Below are 26,843 nucleotides of genomic sequence, written 5' to 3' on the forward strand. Positions count from 1 at the left end.
CCTGTGCCTATTGTTCTTCTGCTTCTAAATCAGCTTCGTCTGCTTTGATATAAGATTGGGGACCATCCATCCGTTTTTCCACAAAACGTAAAATGCGGGAGATGCTGTAGGTCATAATCAAATACATGATGCCGACAATTGTAAAGACTGGGAAGAACTTGTAGTTGGTTCCGGCAGCAGATGTTCCTTGGAAGAACAAGTCCGCAACAGAGATAACGCTTAGTACAGCTGTATCTTTAATATTAATGACAAATTCATTACCTGTCGCTGGCAAAATATTGCGGATTACTTGAGGCAAGACAACTTTTGTCATGGTTTGTCCGTGAGTCATCCCAATAGCTTGAGCGGCTTCAAATTGACCAGGGTCAACGGCAAAAATACCACCACGAACGATCTCAGACATATAAGCTCCGGTATTAACCGAAACAATGATAAAAGCAGCTAAGGTTCGATTCAAATCGATTTGGAAAACTTGTGCGAGTCCATAATAGATGACCATCGCTTGAACCATCATTGGTGTACCCCGGAAAACTTCAATGTAAACAGAAAGTAGCCAATTAAAAAATCTTTGGAAGATAAAAACAGCTTTGTTTTCTGCTTCTGGTAATGAGCGAACAACGCCGATTAATAAACCAAGGCTCGTTCCTAAAATCGTGCTGACAATGGCAATCAATAAAGTTAAGCCGGCCCCACGTAAAAATAGTCCGCCGTATTGGCCCCAAATGGTTTTAATATCGTGTAAAAAGCCAGACTCTGCTTCATTTTCTTCTGTCGCAGCAGGTTGCTCTTTAATGGCAGCATCCATCAATTTTGTGCGTTCATCTTCAGAAATACCCGCTAAAATTTCATTAACCTTTGCGACATCAGGATCACCTTTACGCATTCCGACAGCGACTTGGACATCTTCTGGATTGGTTTTAAAGCCTTTATCTTTGGCAAATTCTACCATAGCATAACTTTTATCAACGGATGTTGCAGTCACGCCTTCTGGTCGTTCTGAAACATAACCGTCAATCACACCAGAAGATAATGCCGCCCGCATTGCAGAAAAATTCTTTTGCGCTTGTTCTTTTTTTACATCGGGAATTTGGTCAATTACGGTATAGTGAAAGGTATTTAATTGTGCAGTGATTTTAGCGCCTTTAAAATCAGCTAAGTCTTTCGCTTTTGCGTATTTACTATCTTTTCGTGTGACAATAACGAGATGTGATTCATAATAAGGATTGGTAAAGTCGATTTCTTTTTTACGTTCGGCAGTAGGTGACATGCCGGCAATAACAGCATCAATTTTTCCAGATTGCAATGCGACAGGTAGGCCATCCCAATCGGTTTTAACGATGACTAATTTTTTGCCTAACCCCTCGGCAACTTTTTTGGCAATCTGAACATCGTAGCCACCTGCCCAAGCTGAGCTTTCTCCTTGAATTGGGACAGCGCCGTGGGCATCAGTGGTTTGCGTCCAGTTAAATGGCGCATAGCCAGCTTCCATGCCTACCCGTAAAGTGTCAGCTGGTGTTTTGCTGTCAGCTAAGGCCGGTGTCGCAGCAAAGGCGACGGTGAAAAAACTTAAAATAATGGTAAGTAGTGCGGTAACTGAGATTTTTTTGTTCATGTTCTGCTCCTTAAAAAGTATTTGACAATACCAACGAATGAAGTGGGGCCACTTAAGACTTAAGAGAGATGGGGGAAGTTGTAGCCAGCGAAAACAAAAACAGCCGAAATCTGTTCGTATGAAAAGAAATCGGCTGTTGACAAAGAGCATAATTCGTCGACAAACCTCTCACAAAACATAGCGCAACTTAGCCAAAAGCTAAGACAGTCCGCCGGGTATTTCCCGCGCGTCCCAACAAATCGGTGAGCAAACACGCGACTCATTTCGGCATCATACCCTAGGCCTGCTTCTTAATATTTGCTTACTCGACAGGATTAATGAATGATGCGACCTCTACCTCGGTGACGGAGGTATCTCGTATTCAGTTGATAGTACAAGAGAATTTTACGTCAATTTAGTAAAGCTGTCAAACTTTTTTACATTAAAATGAAATATTATGCAGTATTTTCAGTTAAATGAAGGTTCTTTAATTTTCACTTGAAATACTGTTGTATTAGTAATTTATCTAGGATTTGCTTAAGTTTATATAAGGAGATGTTAGTTTTTACCAATGTTTTTTTTTAGTTTTGTTTCAGCAAAGATTCATGAAAATATATGTATAAAATATACGGAGAATACAAAAAAATACTGCGTTAAGAAAATACCTGAAAAAAGGAGAACCCATTGTTTTCTTGTATTTTAAAAGCAGTATTTTTCTTTATTAAATTAAGCGATACTTTCTTTTGGTTCGCGACCCAAAATAGCTTGGACAACGGTTAAGACAAGTAATACGCCGATGATAATATAAATCAAGCTTGAGTATTGTGTAATTCCCCAACCCCAGGTGCGATAAATTGCCAAGACGATTGCTTGTAGAATGGCAGCAAGAACGTTAAAGAAAGCAAATGCCCATAAATTGCCGTTTTCTTTGCGGGCCAAATAAAAAATAGAAAAGAAAATGCTTAACGCAGCCCATGCAACACAAACTAGGATTACGCCCCAATAAATAATGAATGGTACCAATGGTTTCACCTCGCTTTTACATAAACGTAACTTACTTGTTACGTTTTTCCCAATGTATTGTATCACGTTTACAAGACGCTGTCATGAATTGAATTCATTTTCATTTATCCTGCCGATTTTAGTAGAGAAAATAAAGTGTTGGTAAAGACATTAATTGACGATTAATAGAGTTTAGGCTACTTTTAAAAAGACAAGTTTATTAGATTGGGAGTGGATAGTATGTGGTTTGTAGCAGCGCTAGTAACAATTTTAGCTTGGGGGACAGCAGATCTTTTTTATAAGAAAGGCAATGACCCCAACGATAGCCACAGTGCGATGAAAACCACAATTATGGTGGGCTTAGTTATGGGACTACACGTTTTGTTTTATTATGTCATTTACGAAGGTATCAGTTATGATTGGCATAATTTAGTGCTGTATTTGCCAGTATCGGCGATGTATATCTTGTCAATGGCGATTGGTTATTTTGGCTTACGTTATATCGAAGTTTCCATTTCCTCGCCAATCAGCAATTCTTCGGGGGCTGTAACTGCAGTATTAGGCTTTTTAGTTATGGGCAACAGCGTCAGCTGGTTACAGTTGGTCGCCATTTTGATGATTTTAATTGGTATTTTACTGCTATCGATTTTTGAAAAAGAGCAAGATGATGCTACTCTTAAGGCAGAAGGTGTCAAAATTGATAAAAAATATCGCTTTGGTGCCATCGCAATTTTATTTCCCATTTTGTATATGATTATTGATGGAATGGGGACATTTTTAGATAGCTATTATTTAGAGTATCGCAAACTAATGCCTGAAGATCAGGCTAATATGAGTTATGAATTAACATTTTTGATTGTGGCTTTAATTTTATGGGCATACTTAGAATGGGTGAAAAAAGAGCCCGTCTTTGTTTTTAATGAAAAAGACAAAGGTCTTGCGGCAATTTTTGAAACATTAGGGCAATTTTTCTACGTTGGGGCTGTTTCTACCAAAGAAGCAATTATTGTAGCGCCCTTAATTTCAGCTTATGCGATTGTATCGGTCATTTTAGGGCGTATCTTTTTAAAAGAAAAATTGAAAGCCAAACATTATTTTGTCATTGGTGCGATTATGATTGGAATTATGATTTTAGGCTTTTATGATGCGTAATGGGTAAAAGTAATTCAGTAGATAAAAGGCTAATCTGTCAGATCTGATTATTTCAATAATAAAAAAGGCGGTTGTGATTTGCAACTTCAAAAAGTTGGCTTTAACAGTTAACGTTTGTTTTTTGAAGTTGAGTAATGCGGCTGCTTTTTTGTTTAAATAATTGTCAGATTCATAAGGAAATCAGCGAAGCAGGTGTTTCTGACGTATAATAGAAGTTGAGGTGTTATAAATGACAGCAATAAAAGATGCTATAAAAATAATTGATGAAGCCCCAAAAATTACCTTTTTAACCGGTGCCGGAGTTTCGACCCCATCGGGTATTCCAGATTATCGCTCGCTACAAGGAGTCTATCAGGGGATTGATCAGCCAGAATATTTATTAAGTCACGATTGTCTTGTTTATGAGCCACAAAAATTTTATCAATTTATCAAACAACTTTATCATCCGGAGGCACAGCCAAATATTATTCATAAAAAGATTGCAGCCTTAGCAAGAAAAAAGCCCGTTTGGGTCATCTCCCAAAATATTGATGGGCTTCACGACAAAGCCAAAACGCCGCATGTTGTCAATTTCCATGGTAATTTATATGATGTTTATTGTTGTAAATGTAATCAAAGCATTCCTTGGGAAAAATATTTAACTTGTGATATCCATGAAAATTGTGGCGGACGTTTACGACCAAATATCGTCTTATATGGTGAAGGGTTTACAACCGATGTAGTTAATCACGCAACAGCTGCGGTTAAAGCCGCAGATTTAGTAGTAATTGTCGGTACTAGTTTTCAAGTAGCGCCATTTAACCAACTGCTCTATTACCGGGACAAACACGCCAAAATTATGGCAATTAATCAAACACCCCTTGCTATTCAGGAACCGTTTACCATGGTACAATGTGCGGCAGAAGATTTATTTAAGGAAATCAATATTTAGGAGGGTACTAATGGTTAGTGAAAAAGAAAAAATGATTGCAGGACAACTGTACTTTTCAGAAGATCCTGAATTAGTTAGCGAACGTAAATTTGCTAGAGAGCAAATGCAATTGATTAACAAAGAAGAAGACGCGGCGCTTCGGAGCCAGCTTTTAAAAGAAACTTTTGGCAATGTAGCAGGGAATATTTACATGGAACCAACAGTGCAATTTGACTACGGCTACAATATTACGGTGGGGAAAAACTTTTATGCCAACTTTAATTGTGTTCTGCTAGATGTTTGTCCGATTACAATTGGGGACAACTGCATGATTGCGCCAAATGTTCAGCTTTTAACCGCAACACATCCTTTAAACCCAGTTAAACGCAACAGCGGGTTAGAAAGCGGCAAGCCGATTACAATTGGGAACAATGCGTGGTTAGGAGCAGGCTCAATTATTTTGCCGGGAATTACCTTAGGGGATAATGTCGTAGTTGCTGCAGGTAGTGTCGTGACTAAATCTTATCTTGATAATGTGGTAATAGCAGGCAATCCTGCGCGGGTGATAAGAATGATTGATGAGGATAATGCCAAAAGCCCATTAGAAAATGCGCGTAAAGAAATTGATCAAATTGACCGAGAATTGGTAAGTTTACTTGAAAGACGGATGATGGCAGTCAGCCAAATTGCCGCTTTTAAAAAGGAACAGGCACAACCAGTCTTAGATGTAAAACGAGAAGCCGCTGTTTTACAAAAGGTAGCTGAAAACGTCAAAAATACTGACTATAAGCAGACAATCACAGCCACTTTTGCCGATATTATGGCGCATTCGCGCAACTATCAACAGCAGAAATTGTCAGAAGGTGAGAAGTAGATGGAGGGAAAAAAGCGACGTGAGGTGATTGCAGAACAGTTGAAGACTGCGCAAAAGCCAATTAGTGCCTCCAAGTTTGCTCAGCAATTTGCAGTTAGTCGCCAAATCATCGTGGGAGATATCGCGTTGATGCGGGCCTCTGGATTAGAAATAAAAGCGACCGCCCGCGGATATTTACTGCAAGAAAAGCGTCACGGCAAATTAAGCAAGATTGTCGTGCAGCATGATGCCAGCCGAACCAATGAAGAATTAAATCTGATTGTACAAAATGGCGGTGAGGTAGTTGATGTCATTGTCGAGCACGAGATTTATGGTGAATTAACAGGCAACTTGCAAATAAAAACGCCAGCAGATGTAGCAGCTTTTATGAAAAAATACCAGCAATCCAATGCCAGCTTACTTTCAGAATTAACCAATGGCATTCATCTACATACGATTGCTTATGAAAAAGATGAGGATTTCGTTAATATAAAAAATGCTTTAGCAAAAGCAGGTATTTTATACCAAGAATAAACGAACTTGTTTAGACAGAATAAAAAGCCGCGCAAACTTTTTTCGTAAAGTTTGTGCGGCTTTTTTATCTTGCTTGGCTAATTTTTCTTACTCAATTACCAATACGCCTTCTTTTAAGGAGAATGGGTTTTCTTCATTAATGTGATCGTAGAACATGACGCCATTTAAGTGGTCAATTTCATGTTGCACCACAATGGCTTCGTAGTTTTTAAGACGACGTTTATGTTTAATACCATCTTCATCATAATAAGAAACACTGATGCGTGCATGGCGCACAACGTAACCAGGTACTTCACGATCAACTGACAGACAGCCTTCGCCTTCACCTAGACAGGCATCTTGGACTGAATGGCTCAAAATTTTAGGATTGAACATAACAGTACTAATAACTGGTGTATCATTTTCTGGATCGTTGCTAGGTACGTGGACAGCAATTAAACGTTTTGAAATATCTAATTGTGGCGCAGCTAAGCCAACTCCGCCGCGCAGATGCATTTCTTCTGCCTTGATTGGATCTTGACTATTTTTTAAAAACTCTAACATTTCTTCCCCAAGTTTCTTTTCTTCTGACGTTGGGGGCATGGGTACTTCTTTGGCAACTTCCCGCAAAGTGGGATTACCTTCTCTAATGATGTCATCCATCGTAATCATGATTTTTCACCTCAAAGTTGATTTTCCTAAAAGTAAGTTTACCACAGAATGCTATTTGGTGGGGCTTTGAAATTTTCTTCTTAAATTTTTGCAAAGCGTAAGAAATGCTATTTCAAAAAAATAATAAAAATAACGAAAAAAGGTTGCGTAAAAATAAATCATGATGTATACTCCGAGGTGTAAGCGATTACTAATCGTTTTTTCATAAAAGATGGAGGGATTTCATTGTTTGGCTTTTCGATTTTTTTAAATGAAACACTGTCCCAACAGCAAAAAGACTATGTGGCGCAAATGGCACAAGCTGGTTTTAAAGGCATCTTTACTTCTTTACACATTCCAGAAGATGACGCAACAAAATACAGAGAACGTCTTAGCCAATTAGGGAGTTGGTGTCAAGAATTCCAGTTGGATTTGATGGTAGACATTTCTGGTAACGCGTTAGTTAAAGCTGGTTTTCAAATGGAAAACTTAGCTGAATTGACAGCAATTGGCGTGACTGGTCTGCGTATGGATTACCATATCAGCAATAAACAAATCGCCAACTTTAGTCACCAGTTGCAAATAGCATTAAATGCTAGCACGGTCACCCAACAAGATATTGCTGAATTAAAGGCAGCAAATGCCGATTTTTCACACTTAGAAGCTTGGCACAATTATTATCCGCGACCAGAAACTGGTTTAGCTGAAGATTGGTTTTTAGAAAAGAATCACTGGCTAAAAGCAAATGGATTTACTATTCAAGCCTTTGTGCCAGGTGATGCCAATTTAAGAGGTCCGCTTTATGAAGGTTTACCAACATTAGAGCAAGATCGTTACCACCACCCTTTGGCTTGCGCCTTATGGCAGAAAAAGTCAGCAGTTGATTTGATCTATATTGGTGACGGAGGCTTAAAAGAACGGACAAAAAAACAATTTGAACGTTTTATAAATAACAACGAAATTTTATTACGTGTCAATGATTGTGGGACAGAATATTTTTCTTATATTTTAGGCGAGCATGTGAATCGGCTCGATGAAGCGCAGGCGGTCATTCGCAGTGCGGATGCGAGATTTCGTAAGATTCCCCACATTGCAGCCCAAAATACAGTATCCCGTACATTAGGAAGTGTCACCGTAGATAATGAAAAATATTTACGTTATACAGGTGAAATTCAACTTTGCCAAGAAGCACTACCTGCAAATGACAAAATTAACGTAGTAGCAGAAGTTGTAGCAGAAGAAAAAGATTTAGTTAGTCACATTAGAGGTGGCATGAAATTTAAACTTGAACAAATGGAGGAAGAACATGAGTAAGATTAATTTAGAAAACTTAACAACAGAGCGCCGTAATGAAGCAACCTTTGGCTTAGATGAGATGTCAGTTAAAGAAGCTTGTCAAAAAATGAATCAAGAAGATCAAAAAGTTGCTTTAGCGGTTGAAAAAGAATTGGCTAGCATTGAAAAAGTAGTCGAAGCAACAATTGCAGCTTTCAAAAAAGGCGGCCGTTTAATTTATATGGGGGCTGGCACTTCAGGCCGTTTAGGGGTCTTAGATGCTGCAGAATGTGTACCGACTTTTGGTGTAGAACCAGAAATGGTAATCGGCCTTATTGCTGGTGGTGACAAAGCGATGACCGTCGCTGTTGAAGGTGCAGAAGATTCTGCAGAACTTGGGGCCAATGATTTACATGAATTGAAATTAAACGAAAATGATATGGTAGTCGGCATTGCAGCTAGTGGACGGACGCCTTATGTTATTGGTGGTTTAGATTATGCCCGCCAAGTTGGCGCTGCTACGGGTACGATTTCATGCAATAAAGATGCGGAAATTTCTAAACATGCACAATTCCCAATTGAAGTTGACTGTGGTCCTGAATTTTTAACGGGCTCTACGCGTTTGAAATCTGGAACAGCACAAAAATTAATCTTAAATATGATTTCAACAATTTCAATGATTGGCATCGGCAAAGTTTATAACAACTTAATGGTGGATGTAAAAGCAACCAATGAAAAATTAGTTGAACGCTCAAAAAGAATCATCATGCAAGCAACAGAGGTGGATTATCAAACAGCAGCACGCTTCTTTACAGCAGCAGATGAAAATGTTAAATTAGCCATCGTCATGATTTTGACAGACAGCAATAAAGAAACCGCCGCTGAAAAATTAGTGGCAGCAGATGGTTTTGTAAAACAAACATTAAACTAATGGCATTATGGAGCTGTAGTAAACTATTACAGCTCCTTGAATAAGAAGATTTTAAACAATTTATGATTTCAAGGAGGAAAGTTAGAATGGCAAAAGAAGAATTGAGTTTAGAGCAGTTGGCAAAAGAGATTTATAAAGGCGCCGGTGGCATGAACAATGTTGAAAGCGTAACCCACTGTATGACGCGGGTAAGAATGTCGGTTCGCGATCGTGATGAAGTTAATGAAGCACAATTAAAAGCGATTCCAGGCGTATTGGGTGTAGTGGACGATGAACAACTACAAGTAATTATTGGTCCTGGGAAGGTTAATAAAGTTGCAAAAGAAATGGCAAGTCAAGCGGGTGTTTCTTTAGGTGAAGAAATTAAAGCTACTACAAATGGTAAAGATGCACTTAATCAAAAAGCCGCAGAAATGAAAGCAGCACAAAAAGCCAAACAAAAACAATCACCATTCAAAGCACTTTTAAAAGATATTTCTAATATTTTTGTACCAATGATTCCGGCTTTTGTTGGCGCTGGTTTAGTCGCAGGTATTGCTTCTGTTTTAGCCAATATGGTTACGGCTGGACGGCTAGACGCTGCGACATGGCAACAATATATCGATGTTATGAATATCTTAAAAAATGGGATGTTCTCTTTTCTAGTCATCTACACAGGTGTTAATGCAGCTCAAGTTTTTGGTGCAACACCAACACTTGGTGGGGTAATTGGCGGGGTCGTAACCTTAACTGGGATGAACCCAGAAGCACCTATCACCAACCTTTTTAATGGTCAACCTTTAGCACCACAACAAGGTGGTATTTTAGGTGTTATATTTGCAGTATGGTTACTTTCAAAAGTTGAGAAAAAATTACATGATATCGTCCCAGAAGCAATTGACATTATTGTAACACCAACCATTTCATTACTTGTTATCGGATTAGCGGAAATTTTCTTAATTATGCCTTTAGCTGGTTTTGTTTCAAATGGTTTAGTTGGCGGGATTAACTGGATCTTAAACGTCGGCGGTGCATTTTCTGGTTTTGTATTAGGGGCAAGTTTCTTGCCGATGGTTATGTTTGGTTTACACCAAATTTTAACACCAATTCATATTCAAATGATTGAAGCAACAGGCAGCACACAATTATTGCCAATTTTAGCAATGGCTGGTGCTGGTCAAGTTGGGGCGGCTTTGGCATTGTGGATTCGTTTACGTAAAGACAAAGAATTAACAGAAATGATCAAAGGTGCGTTGCCAGTTGGTATTTTAGGAATTGGCGAACCGTTAATTTACGGGGTAACACTACCACTTGGTAAACCATTTATCACTGCTTGTATTGGTGGTGGTGTTGGTGGTGCAGTAATCGGCGCTTTAGGTAATGTTGGCGCAACCGCAATTGGACCTTCTGGTGCAGCATTAATTCCATTAATTGCTAACGGCCATTGGTTAGGTTATGTATTAGGCTTATTGGCAGGTTACGCTGGTGGTTTTGTGGCAACTTATTTCTTTGGTATTCCAAAAGAAAAATTGGCAGCTGAAAAAATGGCAGAAGAACCAACAACAGCTGTTTCACCAGTACAAACTACACCTGTCAGCGAAGTAGCAGCAACAACTGAATTCTTTGCTGTAGCAAATGGTGAAGTAAAACCTGTTTCAGAATCAACAGATGCAGTTTTTTCGCAAAAAATGATGGGTGAAGGTTACTTTGTTGTACCAAAAGAAGGCACAATTTATGCACCTGTAACCGGCACGATTTCATCTGTATTTCCAACGAAGCACGCAGTTGGTATTACAACGGACAATGGTTTAGAAGTGTTATTACACATGGGTGTTAATACGGTTGAATTAGAGGGTAAACCATTTGATTTGAAAGTGGCAGAAGGTCAAAAAGTAACACCAGATACGATTGTGGCTGATGTCGATTTAGCAGCAATTAAAGCAGCTGGCAAAGGAACAGATATGTTAGTCTTAGTGACAAATATGGATAAAGTAAAAAATGAAGTTTTAGAAAAAATTGGTGCAACAGAAGCGAAAACACCAGTTATGAAGGTGGAAGTATAACCAAATTTTTCTTTTCGAGTAAAAGAAGTAAAGTGAGGTAAAGGATATCCTTTACCTCACTTTTTTTTTGCGAAATACTTGTAGAATTTGAAAAATAATGGGAAAGTGATAGTAAGAATAGTACGCAGAACTTCTCATTATAATGAAAATGAAATAGCCAGCTAAACGAAAGTTATTGAAAGACAAGGAGGTCAGAAGATGGCCGGAAAAAAATTAACGATCCCGCGTTATCAACAAATTGCTGTTGAAATTGCAGAGCGAATTGTCGAAAACCGCTATAAAGAAGGCGAAAAAATTCATGCCCGCTCTACTTTAGCAAGCAATTTTAACGTTTCCCCTGAAACAGCTAGAAAAGCAATCAATGTTTTAGTTGATCTGGGCATTATGGATGTGCGTCATGGTAGTGGAGCTTATGTTGCTTCGCGTGATAAAGCGCAACGTTTTTTAGCACAATATAAAGATGTGAGTTCAATTCAAGAAATAAAAAAAGAAATTTTGGCTAGCGTGGAGCAGCAACAACAAGAGCTAGAAAACTTTTCGGGGCTGCTAGACACGCTTGTGAATCAAACCAGACGCATCCAGCAGACGGCCCCGTTTTTACCTTACGAAATTCAGTTGGACGAAACGGCCAATCACTTAAATGAATCCATTAAAGATTTGAATATCTGGCAAGAAACAGGGGCAACGGTGGTGGCCTTACAGCATGAAGAACGATTGCTTTTGTCACCGGGACCTTATGCGAAATTTGAAGTTGGCGAAACGGTCTTTTTTGTAGGGGATGAATTAGTTTTTCAACGTATGATGAACTTCTTTTATCCAGAAAAAAGATAAATATTAAGAAAACCTTAAGAAGATAAATGACTAGTGTTATAACCAGGAAAACGAATTCACGTTTTTTCCTGGTTTTTCTTTTTTGACTAAGTGACCACATGATGATAATCTAGTGTGGTCAGTTTTTTGAGAGGGAAATTTTCAAAGTTGTTTTCAAACTTGGAATTTTCCATCCTAATAGCAGAAACACACTATTGCATTTCGTTATTAGGCAAGCTGTTTTACTAGCTTAAAACAGCAAAAATAAATAGGGGGTAACAAAATGGCTAAAGTGAAAGTAGAACACTTAACAAAAATTTTTGGCAAAAAGCAGCAACAAGCCCTTGCCATGATGAAAGAACATAAAAGCAAAACTGAAATTTTAGAGAAGACCGGTGCGACAGTCGGTGTTTACGATGCGAATTTTGAAGTAAACGAAGGGGAAATTTTCGTAATTATGGGCCTTTCGGGTTCTGGTAAGTCAACGTTAATTCGTTTGTTAAATCGTTTGATTGACCCAACAGATGGTGAAATTTACATCGATGGAAAAGATATTGCAAAGATGAATAAAGAAGCTTTACAAGAAGTTCGTCGTAATAAAATCAATATGGTGTTCCAAAGTTTTGCACTATTTCCACATCGCACAATTTTAGAAAATACGGAATTAGGGTTGGAAATTCGCGGTGTCTCAAAAGAAAAACGACGCAAAAAAGCAGAGCAAGCCTTGGCTAATTCTAGTTTAATCGCCTTTAAGGATCAATATCCCGAACAGCTTTCTGGCGGGATGCAACAACGGGTTGGTCTAGCTAGAGCCCTTGCCAATGATCCGGAAATTTTATTGATGGATGAAGCTTTTTCAGCGCTAGATCCTTTAATTCGGCGGGAAATGCAAGATGAATTGTTGGACTTGCAAGAAAATGTGCAAAAAACCATTATCTTTATTACCCATGATTTAAACGAAGCTTTGCGAATTGGTGATCGAATTGCTTTGATGAAAGACGGCCAAATTATGCAAATTGGAACCGGTGAAGAAATTTTAACGAATCCAGCCAACCAATATGTGCGTGATTTCGTTGAAGATGTTGATCGCTCCAAGGTGTTAACCGCACAAAATATTATGGAGCCGGCAATTACGATGAATATTGAAGCAGATGGGCCTAACGTGGCGTTAAATCGCATGCGTAAAGAAGGTGTCAGCATGTTGTTAGCAGTTGACCGTAAACGTAAGTTAAAGGGTAGTTTGACAGCATTAAAAGCGTTGGAAGCGAGAAGAGATCAATTACCACTAAAAGAAGTCATTGATAAAAATGTCAAAAAAATTCCCCAAGATATGCTAGTAACTGATATTTTTGACGTGATTAAAGACGCTGAAGCACCTTTAGCTGTTGTTGATGAAAATGATAAATTACTGGGCGTAGTCATTCGCGGTAGTGTGATTGAAGCACTCGCTCAAACCGGAGACAAGGAGGTGGAATTTGTTGGATAATTTATTACAACAAGCAATTCCAGTAGCAAAATGGGTGGAGAACTTTACAGATTGGTTGACAAAAACCTTTGCGGGGTTATTTAGCTTCGTGCAAACGATTGGTCAAGTCATTATGGACACTATCACCAATACCTTGCTGTTTATTCCACCGTTGTTATTTATTGTCTTATTGGCCGTCGCTGCCTTTTTCTTATCAAAGAAAAAACCAGGACTGACGATTTTAACTTTTTTTGGTCTATTATTTATTTACAACCAAGGTCTATGGAATGACTTGATGAATACGGTCACGTTAGTTTTACTTGCGAGTCTCGTTTCAATTATCATCGGGATTCCGTTAGGGATTTTAATGGCGAAAAGTGAAAAAGCCAATACAATTGTGTCGCCGATTTTAGACTTTATGCAAACAATGCCGGCATTTGTTTATTTAATTCCTGCTGTTGCCTTCTTTGGTATCGGAATGGTGCCGGGTGTTTTTGCTTCTGTTATTTTTGCTTTGCCACCAACTGTTCGAATGACAAATTTAGGAATTCGTCAAATTCCAAGTGAATTAGTCGAAGCTTCCGATTCTTTTGGCGGAACAGGGAAACAAAAACTATTTAAATTAGAATTGCCTTTAGCTAAAGGCACGATTATGGCAGGGATCAACCAAACGATGATGCTTGCACTTTCAATGGTTGTAACAGCATCAATGATTGGTGCTCCCGGACTTGGTCGTGGGGTCTTATCTGCCTTGCAACAAGCACAAGTCGGGAATGGTTTTGTTAATGGTTTAGCTTTAGTTATTTTAGCAATCATCATCGACCGTTTTACACAAAAATTAAATGCACCAAAAAAAGAACGGAATAAAAATCTTGCTCCTGCTGCTAAGAAAAAACAAAAATGGCTCACAGGTGGTGTAGCTGTTGTCGTGATCGCTTTAATTTTTGGCTCAACTTTTGCTGGGAGCCATGCTTCTGATAAGGGAGAAATTCACCTGTCTTATGTTGAATGGGATACAGAAGTAGCTTCTACTAATGTTGTCGCTGAAGTTTTAAGAGAAGAAGGCTATGATGTGAAATTGACACCGTTGGATATGACGGTGATGTGGCAATCTGTTGCCAATGGCGAAACAGATGGCATGGTAGCGGCGTGGTTACCCCATACACACCAGGCACAATATGCTAAATATAAAAATCAAGTCGAAAATTTAGGTGAAAATCTAAAAGGTGCCAAACTTGGGATTGTGGTACCAAGCTATATGGCTGTTAATTCGATTGAAGATTTAAGTGATCAGGCCAAACAACAAATTATCGGCATTGAACCAGGAGCTGGTGTGATGAAAGCAGCAGATAAAACTCAGGCTGCTTATCCGAACTTAAAAGATTGGACCGTTGAATCTTCTTCATCTGGCGCCATGACTGTTGCATTGGGTAAAGCTATTAAAAACAAAGAACCAATTGTTATTACTGGCTGGTCACCTCATTGGATGTTTGCTAAATATGATTTGAAATATTTAGCTGATCCTAAAGGGACAATGGGGGGAGCTGAAACAATCAACACGATGGTTCGTAAAGGCCTAAAAGAAGATCAACCGCAAGCGTACAAAATTTTAGATAACTTCCATTGGGAACAAAAGGACATGGAAGATGTCATGTTAGCCGTTCACGACGGCAAAGATCCAGCCCAAGCTGCTAAAGAATGGGTGAAAAATAATCCAGATAAAGTAAATGAATGGGTTAAATAAACAAAATAAAAAATCCGTATTCCCAAGCTAACACGTAGCAAAAGGGAATACGGATTTTTTTATGGCGTGAAATAAGCGGATACATAAGCCTCATTTGCTTAGACAAAAAGAAACAATGACGAAATTTAAAAATGTTTTTCCCGGAAGTCTTTGATGATTTGCCGTGATTGATAAATTTTTTCAGCATTTTCTTGGTTGCGGCTGATATATGAGTAAAACAAAATATCCACTGCTAAAAACTGTGCAATTAACGAATTGGTGGCCGCACTACGCAGGTCAGCTTCTTGTGGTCGGGAAACCTGTAAGGAAACATCCGCTAATTTAGAAAGTCGGTTATTACCAAAACGAGTTAGGGTAATAATTGGAATCTTCAATTCTTTTGCGATTTCAGCAAAGTAAACAATTTCTGGCGTTTCACCGGAATTTGAAATCAACCACAAGGCTGCGTCTTTTTTAGTGTTGATAAGTTGTGGTAACAATGCGTTATAGTTCGTTTCTAAAGACACGCTTTTACCAATACGGTCCCATTTTTGTTTAATGTCTTCGGCTACTAGATGAGAAGCACCTACGCCGGTTACAAAAATCCGCTCTTTTGTTTCCAGCAACTTCAATGCGGCCACTAATTTTTCGTCACTTAAGATTTGTGTCGTTTCATGTAGTGTAAGTTGGGCATTTTGCGACAATTTTTCTTTTAAAGATGCAATTGGTTCATTTTTTTTTACATCTGAATATTCTTGGTTCCCGCCATTCTGTTGACTTTCAGCTGAAATTTGAATTTTGAAGTCGGTCAGACTTGAAGCGCCAACTTTTTTGGCAAAGCGGACAACAGTCGGTGCGCTGGTTTTTGAACCTTTGGCAATTTGTTCAGCTGTCATAGTCGGTATTTTATCAATATTCTTTTTTATATAACGAAAAATCCGCAGTTCTGCTTTGGATAATTCACTTTCCATTCCTTGAATTCGATTGATTAGTGCCATTGCAATCACCTCAAGGATATTATAACAGAAAAGGTATGCACTGGGGATGCTAAAGGATATCAGAAATGGACGTATTTTTGTCATAGGATAAGCTTGTCTAACGGTCCAAAATTTTTTGCTTTAGGAAAAAGTAGTGTAGTTTAGTAAAAAAAGTACCTCCGTAAAATTTCAAAGCAATTTTTACGGAGGTACTCTTTTTTATTTGGCTAACAAAGTCAATAGAAGACTTAGAAAGTTTTTGCTGCAGCTTTTACTTCTGTTGTAGCTTTTGCCATAATTTCATCGACTTTGGTTGGGTCAAAGTCTAAGCCTTCAGCTAAAACTTCACTAAAGTCGCTGATACCAATGAAGTTCAATAGTTGGCGGGTATATTGGGCAGCGAAGTCTTGTCCATTATAAAAACCGCCGCTTGCTTGAATATGCAATGCTTTTTTACCTGTAACTAAACCAACCGGACCTTCAGCTGTATATTTGAAGGTTTTACCGGCAACACAGATTGTGTCAAACCAGGCTTTTAAGCGACTTGGGATGCTTAAATTCCACAATGGGTTGGCAATCACGACTTTATCGGCCTTTTCAAATTGTTCCGTCAAACCATTAAAAGCAGCCAACTTAGCTTGTTGCGCAGCTGTTAGCTCGTTAAATTGTGCCCCGTTCATTAAAGCGTGCCAGCCAGAAGTGATATCACCATCGATTTCAGGGAAATCAGCAGCATAAGGATTGACCACGATAATTTCATCGTTGGGGTTAGTTTCTTTATAAGTAGTTAAAAAGCTTTCTAATAATTGAATTGCATGAGAATCTTTGGCATCAAGGGGATGTCCTTTAACTGCAAGTAATGTTGTCATGTTTTTTTCCTCCAATTTTTTTCAGTACGTATTTGTTGCCACAATTAACAAGCGACATCAGTTTTTTTAAACTATGTATGCGTATAAAAAAACGCACGTTGTGATTATAACGGTTACATTTAATAATTTTCAATTTATTTGCTTGTGAAAGACGATAAGTAAAATTTAAAAGGATTCAACTTGCATTTTCTCTTCTAATCAAGTAAAGTATACCTGTGTGCAATGCGCACCACCTGTCACTTGGTTTGGCGAGTCACCAACGCTTTACTCAGTCGCAGGGAGAATAATAATGTGAGGTGAAAAAACATGGCAATTTCAAAAGAACGTAAAAACGAAATCATGACAAAATTTGCACGCCACGAAGGCGACACTGGTTCTCCAGAAGTGCAAATCGCTGTGTTGACTGAAGAGATCAACCACTTGAATGAACACGCACGCGTCCACAAAAAAGACCACCATTCTTACCGTGGTTTGATGAAAAAAGTTGGTCATCGTCGTAACTTGTTAGCTTACTTACGTAAAACTGACGTACAACGTTACCGCGAATTGATCCAAGCTTTAGGATTACGTCGTTAGTCGTTATCGTCTTAAAAGTGAGGTTCAGCATGAATCTCACTTTTTTTGCTATAAAAAACTAAACAAAAGCTGGGGTAGTGGTAAGGCTAACTACTAACCAAATGAAAGCTTTGAAATGTTATTTTAAATTTTTCATTTGTTTAGTAGCAGCCCACTATCTACAGAAAGATAGGAGAACTTATGACAAAGCAAGTATTTAAAACAACTTGGGGCGGCCGCCCCTTGCAAGTTGAAGTCGGTCAATTAGCTAAACAAGCCAACGGAGCAGTGTTAGTCCGCTATGGTGATACAGCCGTATTGAGTGCAGCCGTTGCCTCAAAAGAAGCAAAAGACACAGACTTTTTCCCATTGACGATTAACTATGAAGAAAAAATGTATGCCGTTGGTAAGATCCCTGGTGGTTTTATTAAACGTGAAGGTCGCCCTTCAACTGACGCGACATTGACAGCCCGTTTAATCGACCGGCCAATTCGTCCAATGTTTGCAGAAGGTTTCCGTAATGAAGTGCAAGTAACCAATATTGTAATGAGCGTAGAACAAGATTGTTCACCTGCTATGGCTGCAATGTTAGGTTCATCTTTAGCGCTATCTATTTCAGATATTCCTTTTGATGGCCCAATTGCTGGTGTTGAAGTTGGTCGTGTCAATGGTGAATATGTGTTGAACCCAACTGTTGAACAAGCAGAAAAAACAGATATCGAATTGAGCGTAGCCGGGACAAAACAAGCAATTAACATGGTGGAATCCGGCGCTAAAGAAGTGTCAGAAGACGATATGCTAGGTGCTTTACTATTTGGTTTTGATGCAATTAAAGAATTAGTTGCTTTCCAAGAAGAAATTGTCGCAGCTGTCGGCAAAGAAAAAATGGAAGTAAAACTTTTACAAGTTAACCCAGAATTAAAACAAGACATTTACGACAACTACTACAATGTTATGAAAACTGCTGTTATGACAGAAGAAAAACTAGCTCGTGAAGATGAAATTGAGAAAGTAAAAGAAACTGTCAAAGAAGTTTACGCAGAAAAATTTGCTAATATTGAAACAGAAGACTTGGTTCAAATTACAAAAGAAATCAAGCAAGTAGCTGAAGACTTAGAAAAAGATGTGGTACGAGAATTAATTACAATTGATAAAATCCGCCCTGATGGTCGTAAGTTAGACGAAATCCGTCAACTTTCCTCAGAAGTTGGTTTATTACCACGGGTTCATGGTTCTGGTTTATTTACGCGGGGACAAACGCAAGCTCTATCTGCTTGTACTTTAGCACCATTAGGAGAACATCAAATTATTGATGGTTTAGGTGTGGAAGAGTCTAAACGTTTCATTCACCACTACAATTTCCCCCAATTTTCAGTTGGTTCAACGGGTCGCGCCGGCTCACCTGGTCGTCGTGAAATTGGACATGGTGCTTTAGGGGAACGTGCATTAGCACAAGTGATCCCAAGTGAAACAGATTTCCCTTATACAATTCGTTTAGTCGCAGAAGTTTTAGAATCGAATGGTTCTTCTTCACAAGCAAGTATTTGTGCAGGAACATTAGCATTGATGGATGCTGGTGTGCCAATTAAAGCGCCAGTTGCCGGTATTGCGATGGGTCTGGTTTCAGATGGTGAAAATTACACAATCTTGACAGATATTCAAGGCTTGGAAGATCACTTAGGCGATATGGACTTTAAAGTTGCAGGTACCAAAGATGGTATTACAGCACTACAAATGGATATCAAAATTCAAGGTATTACAGAACAAATTTTACGTGAAGCATTAGCGCAAGCGAAAAAAGCACGTTTTGAAATCTTAGAAGAATTAACTTCAACATTGGCGCAACCGCGCGAAGAGTTGAGCCCATATGCACCGAAGATTGAAATGATCCAAATCGATCCTGAAAAAATCAAAGTGGTTATCGGTAAAGGTGGCGACACCATTAACGGTATCATTGAAGAAACAGGCGTTAAAATCGATATCGATCAAGAAGGTAAAGTTTCAATCGCCTCAGCTGATTCAGAAATGATTCAAAAAGCGATTAAGATTATTGAAGAATTAACCAAAGAAGTAAAAGTTGGCGAAGTTTACTTAGGTAAAGTTGTCCGCATTGAAAAATTTGGTGCCTTCGTTAACTTAATCAAAGGTAAAGATGGCTTAGTTCACATTTCACAGCTCGCAAATGAACGTGTAAACAACGTAGAAGACGTAGTGAAATTAGGGGATGAAGTTTTAGTTAAAGTAACGGAAATTGACCGTCAAGGCCGTGTCAACTTATCTCGTAAAGCATTATTAAAAGACGATAACAAAGAAGACGCTAAATAATAAAAATAGGCTTGGAGCAGAGGTTTGATTAACCTTTGCCCCAAGCCTTTTTAGTTGGGAAAATGATAAGATTTCTCTTTCGCGCTGGTATTAAAAAATTCCCAATGCTATGAGCTTTTATGGATATTGCGCTTCACAAACTACTCTGATAAGAAATAAGGTAAAACTTTTAAAAGTTTGACGAACAATTTAAAAAAATTCACACTTATTTTTCCTAGACTAAACGAGTTTACTTCGGCTTTACTGTTAATTCTTTTGTGCTTTGATAAGTAACATCATAGGGCGGCGAAGTTCTTCTTTCATGCCATCTTCATGCCATCTGTCTTTTGGCGGCAAGGGTTCCACCACATCTAAAAGCGTAAAATCATTTTTTAACAAAGTCTGCAAATAAGTTGTGAGGGTCCGATGATATTTTACAACTTTTTCCCCTAAGAAATTGGTTTTTCGTAAACCTTCTGTAAAGTAATGGTCAAGGGGATAATGTAAAATATTTCCATTGTCATCGTAATACCAATCTTCTGATCCTTCTGCCGTGAAGGCGGGATGTTCCACTGAAAAAAGTAAAATTCCCTCAGGTTTTAAGTAGCTTTTGATATTTGCAATTAAACTAGCAAAATCAGCGACATAATGAATAGCTAAAGAGCTCATGACGATATCAAAAGAATCAGCAGGAAATGAAATTGTGGCAATATCAGCTTGTAAATAATGGACAGGATATTCTTTTGTTTTTTGTTTGGCTACTGTTAACATTTTTTTTGATAAATCTACGCCGGTTACATTCTTTGCGCCGTGTTTTGCGGCATAAAGACAGTGCCAACCATAGCCACAGCCAAGATCCAAAACTGTTTTTTCCTTAAAGTCTGGTAATAACTTTTGCAGCGTTGGCCACTCTCCAGCACCAGTTAAACCTTTTTGGCTGCGGTCCATTTGGCTGTACTTGTAAAAAAATGTTTCGTTGTCATAAATATTTTCCATGTTTTTTCCTCCATGTCATTTTTTATTAAATGCCATGGCGTTTGGCTCTTTTATGGGCAATCATAGTATCAACCTACTTTCTCTTTTTATTTTAGCACGCTTAGTAGGAAATATCGCTGCGATAACTTTTTTTTACTTGTATAAATAATAGGCTTGCAATCAATAGGGTTAAAAATTCACTTAAAGGTAAGCTGCTCCATACCCCGACTATGCCAAAAGTTTTTCCAAGTAAAATTACAAAGGGGAGAATTAATACATAACCCCGCAGCAAAGCAACTGCAAAAGATTGTTTTGCGTAACCGACAGCAGAAAAGAAAATACTAAAGACGATAGTAAAGCAGGCACCAAACAAGGCTAAAAAGTAAATCCCCATCCCTTTGGTTGCAAGGTGTGTTAAGGTCGCATCGTGATCGCGATTAAATAAGCCGACAATTGGGAACTTGAAAAGAGTTATAACGAGATACAACAGGAAGGCTAAAAAAAAGCTAACGGTAAAACCGTAACGTAAATAGCTGAAAACTTTTGTTTCTTCTTTTTTTGCTGCCGCTTGTGAGATTAAAGGCTGAATACCCTGTGCAACGCCCGTAAACAAAGATAAGCCGACAAGTAAGATATTGGCAAGTACGCCATATGCTGCTACAGCGATATCTCCGCTTAGAGCAAGCAGCACTTGATTGAAAACTAAAATGCTAATGCCGGTACTCATTTCGGTCAAAAAAGAAGCTAAGCCTAATTGTGTGCTACAGCTGATGGTCTTGAATTTTGGTAATGTAAATTGCCAAATTAAACGACGGTTGGCTTTCTTTTTGTGAGTACTTAAAATCAATAAACTTAAAACGGGAGCTAATACAGTAGCTAGTGCAGCCCCGGCCATTCCCATATTCATTGGGAAAACGAAAATATAGTCAAAGATAATATTAAAAAGACTAGAAAAAAGCATAGCTTTCATCGCCAGTTGCGGATTATGATCATTGCGAATAAAGGCTAAGACCAAATTGTTGCAAATGAAAAAAGGCGCCATAATTAAAATGAAACGTAAGTAGGTCGTAGTTAGCGGCAATGTGGCCAAACTTGCTCCCAGTAAAGAAGCTAAAGGTGCTGCAAAAATTAAACCCAACAAAGTAAAGAGGAGTCCGATGATAATTCCTGTCAAAAGCAGCTGGGAAAAGTAATTTTTTTGTCCTCCTTTTAAGACAAACAAGGTAGCACCTCCCATTCCTAAAAGTAGTCCTAAACCATTCAAAAGGTTAAAGAGCGGTAAAGCAATATTAAGAGCAGTTAATCCTAAAGTTCCTACACCATTTGCAATAAAAAAAGTGTCGGCTAGAATATACAAAGACAAACCAAAAGTACTTAAGACGCTCCGCGTGACATAGCCTCTAATTTCTTTCATAAAAATTCCTCCAAAAAAAGAGCAGAACTTTATCCTCCATTGGCCTATGGGATAAAGTGCTACTCTCAACAATTTTTTGTTGGCAAAACCCGGCGATTTTGCAGATATGTGAATGAATTCATTTTAGCAACTTGCCAAATATTACGCAATCTTAATGAGCAAAGGTTCATTTTATTTTTCAAATTAAGTTGTTACATAAGCAAATAATGGAAAAAAGACCAGTTTTAATTTTGTACCTTAATAATAAGGAGATGAGAAGATGGTCTATCAATGCTTATTGGAAAGAGATGAACGAGCAATTTGGCAAATTTATTCGTTGGGACAAAGAGGTGAGCTGGTTGCATATGAGCACTTGCAAGCAGCATTTCATTTCGCTAAGACAAAGATTCAGCGCTTGTGTGATTGGTGGGCAGAAATTGAGGAAAAAGAGGCAGTCGGAATATATTTTACGCCACAAAATGCCGGTATTCAGGTTGAATTAGCAGATCATTTTTGTCAAACGCGTTTGTGGCAAAGACTTTTGTCTGAAAGTTTGACATTTCACTTGTTGTGGCAAAAACTAAACGATCCCCTGGTAACGATCACGCAACTTTCACAGCAGCACTATATTGCCCGGAAAACAGTGTGGCGACGTTTAGAAGGACTTCGGCCATTGTGGTTAAATTTCAATTTACGCTTAGATGATAATTTTCAAAGCTGCCTGATGGGTTTGGAAAGTCAGAAACGTTACTTGATTTTGCAGTTAAAAAAGATGCAGATGCTGCCCTTTGAAAGAGATAGTGCAGCACTATTGTCCTACATGCAAGAACTTAGCTTAAAGCGTCAAAATTTTGGCTTTAAACTAACCCCGATGGAAGCAAAAATCTTACATAGTCGTGCACCACAACTTCCTTATCAAATTGATGAAAGAGGATGGCTATATTTATTGCGTCAATTATTAGGAAATGAGATTTGGTTACCTAAAAGTTATCAAACTTTCGTTACTGCATTAGAAAACCACCCCCGTTCACTTGGTTTAACGCCAACAAGCACAAAAGAAATTTATCGCTATCATTTATGTTTGCAGCTTTTTTGTGGCGATAGCTTTGAGGAGTTTTTAACGCCTCGCTGTATTTTATCTGAGGCTTATTTGATACAAGAGTTCAGTGAAAAATATGTGGATAAGTATGCAAGATTCACCCGCAAGCATCGCTATGTCGTTAATGGCTATGATTACGCATTGAAAAAGAAGTCTTCTTCTTTAGAATTTGCTTAAATCTACTTTTTTAAGCGAAATTTATTGCATATAATTATAATTTTATTGTAAATGATGATAAAATATAAGCAATAAGTGACGAAAGTAGGTGGCAGAATGCTGGAGTTATTTTGGTCTTTCATTGTTGGTAGCACATTAGGTCTATTGGCTGGATTAATTATAGGAAATGATATTCGTAGTGGTTTTTTAGGCTATATGATAATAGGTTTTTTAGGTAGTTGGGTCGGGCGAATTTTTCTTGGTCCCACTGGTCCACAAGTTGGTGGCTTCTACGTAATTCCCGCTTTAGTTGGTTCGGTGATGTGTCTAGCAGTCTGTTCATACCTTTTACAAAAAATTCGTCAGTTCGGTTTTTATTAGTTTTCATACCAGTGTGGTTGTGCCTAAAAAATAGAGGCACAACCTTTTTTTTCGAAGGCAATAAATTAGAATAGTAAAATTTAAAACGGATTTTTTAACCTTAGTAGAGGTTTTATATTTATTTTGAATTTAATAAAAATATATTGAAATTGAAGAAGTTAAAAAAAAGGAAAATCTATTTGGTTTACAACAGATACAGGAGTTCTATCGGGCGTAAGTTGAATGAAATTAAATGTGTTTAATTAATTTTTTGTACAACAACATCTTTTATGGATTATTAGTATCTATAAAAAACGAAAGTTGTTACGAATAGAATAGTCGAAAATATTCAGAAAAATAAATGTACTTATAAGCATAAAAACTACTACAATTTTGTAACTGACGCTCAAAGTATATGAAATACTATGAGCAATCAGGTGGAATTTATGATTGTACTTTACGATAATGATTTCGAAAGTTTGTTGGAGATAGTCCTTGCTTTTTAGTAAAACTTTTTGAGAAAAACGATAGACTGTTAAATCCAGATTTATGTGCAATTTCTTCAATCGAATAATTTGTAGATTTTAATAAGGATTGAGCGTGGTTCATTCGTAATTCTTGTAGATACTGTTTGGCAGAAACACCATATACTTTTTTCATACAGCGTGAGATATAAGTTGGATGAAAATTTAACTTATGTGCAATGTCTTGAATTTCAAGACGTTCTTTAAAATGGGAGTTGATTGATAGTACCGTTTGTTTTGCTACTTCACTAATATTCACGGACAAATCATCTGTTGTATTTGTTGTAATAATTTTCAAAAGTTGTAATAACAATGATTCACGTTCGAGTACTTGTTCATCTGTCATTGCTTGTTGGAGATCGTTAAGCTTTTCAAAATTTTGTATGACTACCTCAGGATGTGAGATGGAAAAGAATTGTGGTAAAATCAATTGTTTTTGTTCGCCCCGAGTTAGCTGTGAAATACTATTCCATTTACTTGTTGTTTGAAAATGTACCCAATAGAAATCTGTCTGTTTTTCAACAGGTTTATGACTAAAGTGGTGTAAGTAGGGGGTTAATATCAGCCCTTGATTAGCATTGATTTCGTAACTTCTATTTTCTTCTGTCAGGTATAGACAGCCCTTTGTAACAAAAATAAAGTCGAAGAACTCAAAATTTCGACGATCAATATGTTTTGTACCTGAAAAATAAATAGCTTTATTTGATTCTTCGAAATAAGGAAATGGTGGGATATTAAATACAAAGTAATTCATCTATAAATTCTCCTTGTCTTAAAAAGTACAAATATAGGTTGCTTTCATAGATTGATATTACCGCAAAAAAGCATAGAATTAAAGCAAATAAAGAAAGCGCATACTTTTTGAAGGAGGTTTTTTTTTGGAAGCAGTCAAAAAAGTAATACTTGCAAATCGGTTTGAAACATTATCGTTAGGGAAAATCAAACCAGCCGGATGGTTGAAAGAACAGCTGATTATTCAAGCAGAAGGCATGAGTGGCCAGTTAGAGGAAAATTGGGAAGATGTTGGTAGCAACAGTGCTTGGATTGGTGGAACTGGAGAAGGGTGGGAAAGAGGACCCTATTACTTGGATGGCTTACTACCGTTAGCATATCTACTCGAAAATGAAAAATTAATCAAAAAAGCACAAAAATGGATAGAATGGATATTATCAAGTCAACGGGAAGATGGTTGGTTTGGTCCAACCTCGGATAGTGACTGGTGGAGTCGAATGATTGTGGGAAAAGTTCTAATACAATATTTTGAAGCAACAAGTGATGATAGAGTATTACCGTTCTTATTAAATTATGCACGTTACCAACTACAGAATTTACCTAACCGACCATTGTATGAATGGGGGCGCTATAGAGGTGGGGAAAATGTTCTGGTACTTATCTGGCTTTATGAAAAAAGCAATGAAAGTTTTATTCTTGAATTGATTGATATTATTAATGAACAAACGATGGATTGGGGTAAGTTATATAAAAACTATCCATTTAAAAGGTATGTTACAGAGTTCGATCATGGCAGTCATGTTGTTAATGTAGCCATGTCTTTAAAATATTTTGGTTTAAAATATCAATTGACTGGTATTAACAGTTACCATGAAGATTTAATTGAAGCATTGAATATACTTACTACATATCATGGTCAACTCCACGGAATGACTTCTGGAGATGAATGGTTGGCAGGGACGCACCCTAGTCAAGGTACCGAATTGTGTTCAATTGTTGAGTATATGTTTTCAATGGAGACATTAATGAAGATTTTTGGAGAAAACGAATTTGCTGATAGGTTGGAAAGAGCCGCATTTAATTCTTTACCTGCAGCAATAAGCCGAGATTGGCTATCTCATCAGTACGATCAGCAAGTAAATCAAATCTGTTGTAGTGATGATAAAAGAAATTGGACCGAAAATGGAAATGATGCAAATATGTTTGGATTGGAACCTCACTTTGGTTGTTGTACTGCAAACATGCATCAAGGTTGGCCTAAATTTGTTGAGCATCTTTGGATGAAAGAGGGCGACAAGTTAGTTTGTCAGAGTTTGGTACCATGTATTGTTGAAGATGGAGGAGTAAGTATTGAAGTTCAAAGTGAATATCCATTTCGGCATAAGATGCTTCTAAAAGTAAATTCTATACAATCTATTGATATAAAAATACGCATACCTAGTTGGGTAACAGATGTCAAATTGAAAAAGAACGGTGTAATAAAAAGAAACCATATAGAAAATGACTTTCTATATATTCAAAATTCAATGGGGACAGAAGAATATGAACTTTATTTTAAAGCAGAAGTTGTCAAAGAATTTCGTAGCCAAAATGCTATAGGAATAACTTTTGGGCCACTGATATTCGCTCTTCCAATTGATGAGAAGTGGAATAAAAAATCTGGCGAAGCTCCATTTTTTAATTGGGAAATTTTTCCAAAATCAAATTGGCGTTACGCATTATCGACTAAAGAAAATTATAGAATTATTTTTAACGAAATAAGCCAAAAACAAGTTTTTGATAGTAGACATTCTCCAATTGTGTTATGCACAAGTGGTTGGCAAGTAAAAAATTGGCAAGTTGTGAAGAATTCTGCCGGAACACCACCATATCGAGTTGAAAAAGGTAGCATAGAAAAAATTATATTAGTACCATATGGCGGTGCAAAGCTACGTATTGCTGAGTTTCCTACCATTGATGAACGGCCTTAAAGGAGGAAAAG

At 37.7% G+C, this 26,843-nt stretch carries 23 protein-coding genes and 1 riboswitch; of the genes, 15 read left to right on the plus strand and 8 right to left on the minus strand.

Annotation, left to right across the window (positions count from 1 at the left end):
* Window positions 1-7: 7 nt before the first annotated feature.
* Both K4422_RS11650 and K4422_RS11655 read right to left on the minus strand, forming a co-directional pair.
* A complete protein-coding gene (locus K4422_RS11650; protein ID WP_230711225.1) occupies window positions 8-1,612 on the minus strand; it encodes an ABC transporter permease subunit in 1,605 nt (534 codons plus the stop codon).
* Window positions 1,613-1,782: 170 nt separating this feature from the next.
* Window positions 1,783-1,956, minus strand: a riboswitch (Lysine riboswitch).
* Window positions 1,957-2,317: 361 nt separating this feature from the next.
* On the minus strand, window positions 2,318-2,614 hold the full coding sequence (locus K4422_RS11655; protein WP_230711301.1) for a hypothetical protein: 297 nt from the start codon (window positions 2,612-2,614) through the stop codon (window positions 2,318-2,320).
* Between the two features lie 219 nt (window positions 2,615-2,833).
* Here K4422_RS11655 and K4422_RS11660 point away from each other — a divergent pair, with 219 nt between their 5' ends.
* The 4 genes from K4422_RS11660 to K4422_RS11675 all read left to right on the plus strand — a co-directional run bounded on the left by K4422_RS11660 (window position 2,834) and on the right by K4422_RS11675 (window position 6,042).
* Window positions 2,834-3,745 carry an EamA family transporter gene (locus K4422_RS11660; protein WP_206903522.1) on the plus strand — a complete coding sequence of 304 codons (912 nt, stop codon included), beginning with the start codon at window positions 2,834-2,836 and terminating at the stop codon, window positions 3,743-3,745.
* Between the two features lie 229 nt (window positions 3,746-3,974).
* On the plus strand, window positions 3,975-4,676 hold the full coding sequence (locus tag K4422_RS11665; RefSeq protein WP_230711226.1) for an NAD-dependent protein deacylase: 702 nt from the start codon (window positions 3,975-3,977) through the stop codon (window positions 4,674-4,676).
* A gap of 10 nt (window positions 4,677-4,686) precedes the next feature.
* Entirely contained in the window at window positions 4,687-5,529 is an 843-nt protein-coding gene (locus K4422_RS11670) for a chorismate mutase (protein ID WP_230711227.1), read from the plus strand.
* A complete protein-coding gene (locus tag K4422_RS11675) occupies window positions 5,530-6,042 on the plus strand; it encodes a transcription repressor NadR (RefSeq protein ID WP_230711228.1) in 513 nt (170 codons plus the stop codon).
* An 87-nt stretch (window positions 6,043-6,129) separates the two neighbouring features.
* Here K4422_RS11675 and def read toward each other — a convergent pair whose 3' ends face one another.
* The gene (gene def / locus K4422_RS11680) at window positions 6,130-6,693 is read right to left on the minus strand and encodes a peptide deformylase (RefSeq protein ID WP_206903526.1); all 564 of its coding nucleotides are present in this window, start codon (window positions 6,691-6,693) and stop codon (window positions 6,130-6,132) included.
* 225 nt (window positions 6,694-6,918) lie between these two features.
* On the opposite strand from def, the gene K4422_RS11685 reads away from it, so the two are divergent.
* The 6 genes from K4422_RS11685 to K4422_RS11710 all read left to right on the plus strand — a co-directional run bounded on the left by K4422_RS11685 (window position 6,919) and on the right by K4422_RS11710 (window position 14,939).
* Window positions 6,919-7,986: a MupG family TIM beta-alpha barrel fold protein gene (locus K4422_RS11685; protein WP_230711229.1), complete on the plus strand. Its 1,068-nt coding sequence runs from the start codon at window positions 6,919-6,921 to the stop codon at window positions 7,984-7,986.
* Window positions 7,979-8,878, plus strand: coding sequence for an N-acetylmuramic acid 6-phosphate etherase (gene murQ / locus K4422_RS11690; protein WP_206903528.1), 900 nt, complete (start codon window positions 7,979-7,981; stop codon window positions 8,876-8,878). Before K4422_RS11685 ends, murQ begins: the two co-directional genes overlap by 8 nt.
* An 86-nt stretch (window positions 8,879-8,964) precedes the next feature.
* A complete protein-coding gene (locus K4422_RS11695) occupies window positions 8,965-10,920 on the plus strand; it encodes a glucose PTS transporter subunit IIA (protein ID WP_206903529.1) in 1,956 nt (651 codons plus the stop codon).
* A gap of 198 nt (window positions 10,921-11,118) precedes the next feature.
* Window positions 11,119-11,751 (plus strand): GntR family transcriptional regulator, encoded by a 633-nt coding sequence (locus tag K4422_RS11700; protein ID WP_206903530.1) that lies wholly within the window; start codon window positions 11,119-11,121, stop codon window positions 11,749-11,751.
* A gap of 262 nt (window positions 11,752-12,013) precedes the next feature.
* Window positions 12,014-13,216, plus strand: a complete 1,203-nt coding sequence (locus K4422_RS11705; protein ID WP_230711230.1) for a quaternary amine ABC transporter ATP-binding protein — start codon at window positions 12,014-12,016, stop codon at window positions 13,214-13,216.
* On the plus strand, window positions 13,209-14,939 hold the full coding sequence (locus tag K4422_RS11710; protein WP_230711231.1) for an ABC transporter permease/substrate binding protein: 1,731 nt from the start codon (window positions 13,209-13,211) through the stop codon (window positions 14,937-14,939). The genes K4422_RS11705 and K4422_RS11710 overlap by 8 nt, the downstream gene beginning before the upstream one ends.
* A 125-nt stretch (window positions 14,940-15,064) precedes the next feature.
* Here the strand turns inward: K4422_RS11710 and K4422_RS11715 are convergent, their stop codons facing one another.
* Window positions 15,065-15,916, minus strand: coding sequence for a MurR/RpiR family transcriptional regulator (locus tag K4422_RS11715; protein ID WP_206903533.1), 852 nt, complete (start codon window positions 15,914-15,916; stop codon window positions 15,065-15,067).
* Window positions 15,917-16,143: 227 nt separating this feature from the next.
* Window positions 16,144-16,764 carry an FMN-dependent NADH-azoreductase gene (locus K4422_RS11720; RefSeq protein WP_206903534.1) on the minus strand — a complete coding sequence of 207 codons (621 nt, stop codon included), beginning with the start codon at window positions 16,762-16,764 and terminating at the stop codon, window positions 16,144-16,146.
* 306 nt (window positions 16,765-17,070) lie between these two features.
* On the opposite strand from K4422_RS11720, the gene rpsO reads away from it, so the two are divergent.
* Together rpsO and pnp are read left to right on the plus strand one after the other, a co-directional pair.
* Entirely contained in the window at window positions 17,071-17,340 is a 270-nt protein-coding gene (gene rpsO / locus K4422_RS11725; protein ID WP_016173693.1) for a 30S ribosomal protein S15, read from the plus strand.
* A gap of 180 nt (window positions 17,341-17,520) precedes the next feature.
* Entirely contained in the window at window positions 17,521-19,644 is a 2,124-nt protein-coding gene (pnp, locus tag K4422_RS11730; protein ID WP_206903535.1) for a polyribonucleotide nucleotidyltransferase, read from the plus strand.
* A gap of 246 nt (window positions 19,645-19,890) precedes the next feature.
* Here pnp and K4422_RS11735 read toward each other — a convergent pair whose 3' ends face one another.
* Complete coding sequence (locus tag K4422_RS11735) at window positions 19,891-20,619, minus strand: class I SAM-dependent methyltransferase (protein WP_230711232.1); 729 nt, start codon at window positions 20,617-20,619, stop codon at window positions 19,891-19,893.
* A gap of 100 nt (window positions 20,620-20,719) precedes the next feature.
* Complete coding sequence (locus K4422_RS11740) at window positions 20,720-22,012, minus strand: MATE family efflux transporter (RefSeq protein ID WP_206903537.1); 1,293 nt, start codon at window positions 22,010-22,012, stop codon at window positions 20,720-20,722.
* 259 nt (window positions 22,013-22,271) lie between these two features.
* Between K4422_RS11740 and K4422_RS11745 the strand changes: the two genes are divergently transcribed.
* Both K4422_RS11745 and K4422_RS11750 read left to right on the plus strand, forming a co-directional pair.
* The gene (locus tag K4422_RS11745; RefSeq protein ID WP_230711233.1) at window positions 22,272-23,267 is read left to right on the plus strand and encodes a helix-turn-helix domain-containing protein; all 996 of its coding nucleotides are present in this window, start codon (window positions 22,272-22,274) and stop codon (window positions 23,265-23,267) included.
* Window positions 23,268-23,363: 96 nt separating this feature from the next.
* The gene (locus K4422_RS11750) at window positions 23,364-23,627 is read left to right on the plus strand and encodes a GlsB/YeaQ/YmgE family stress response membrane protein (RefSeq protein ID WP_206903539.1); all 264 of its coding nucleotides are present in this window, start codon (window positions 23,364-23,366) and stop codon (window positions 23,625-23,627) included.
* 423 nt (window positions 23,628-24,050) lie between these two features.
* On the opposite strand, the gene K4422_RS11755 is transcribed toward K4422_RS11750, so the two are convergent.
* Window positions 24,051-24,884: an AraC family transcriptional regulator gene (locus tag K4422_RS11755; RefSeq protein ID WP_230711234.1), complete on the minus strand. Its 834-nt coding sequence runs from the start codon at window positions 24,882-24,884 to the stop codon at window positions 24,051-24,053.
* A 124-nt stretch (window positions 24,885-25,008) separates the two neighbouring features.
* Between K4422_RS11755 and K4422_RS11760 the strand changes: the two genes are divergently transcribed.
* Window positions 25,009-26,832, plus strand: coding sequence for a beta-L-arabinofuranosidase domain-containing protein (locus K4422_RS11760; RefSeq protein WP_230711235.1), 1,824 nt, complete (start codon window positions 25,009-25,011; stop codon window positions 26,830-26,832).
* Window positions 26,833-26,843: the final 11 nt, after the last annotated feature.

This window comes from Enterococcus sp. SMC-9, from assembly GCF_021011285.1.
Taxonomy (GTDB): Bacteria; Bacillota; Bacilli; order Lactobacillales; family Enterococcaceae; genus Enterococcus_C; species Enterococcus_C montenegrensis.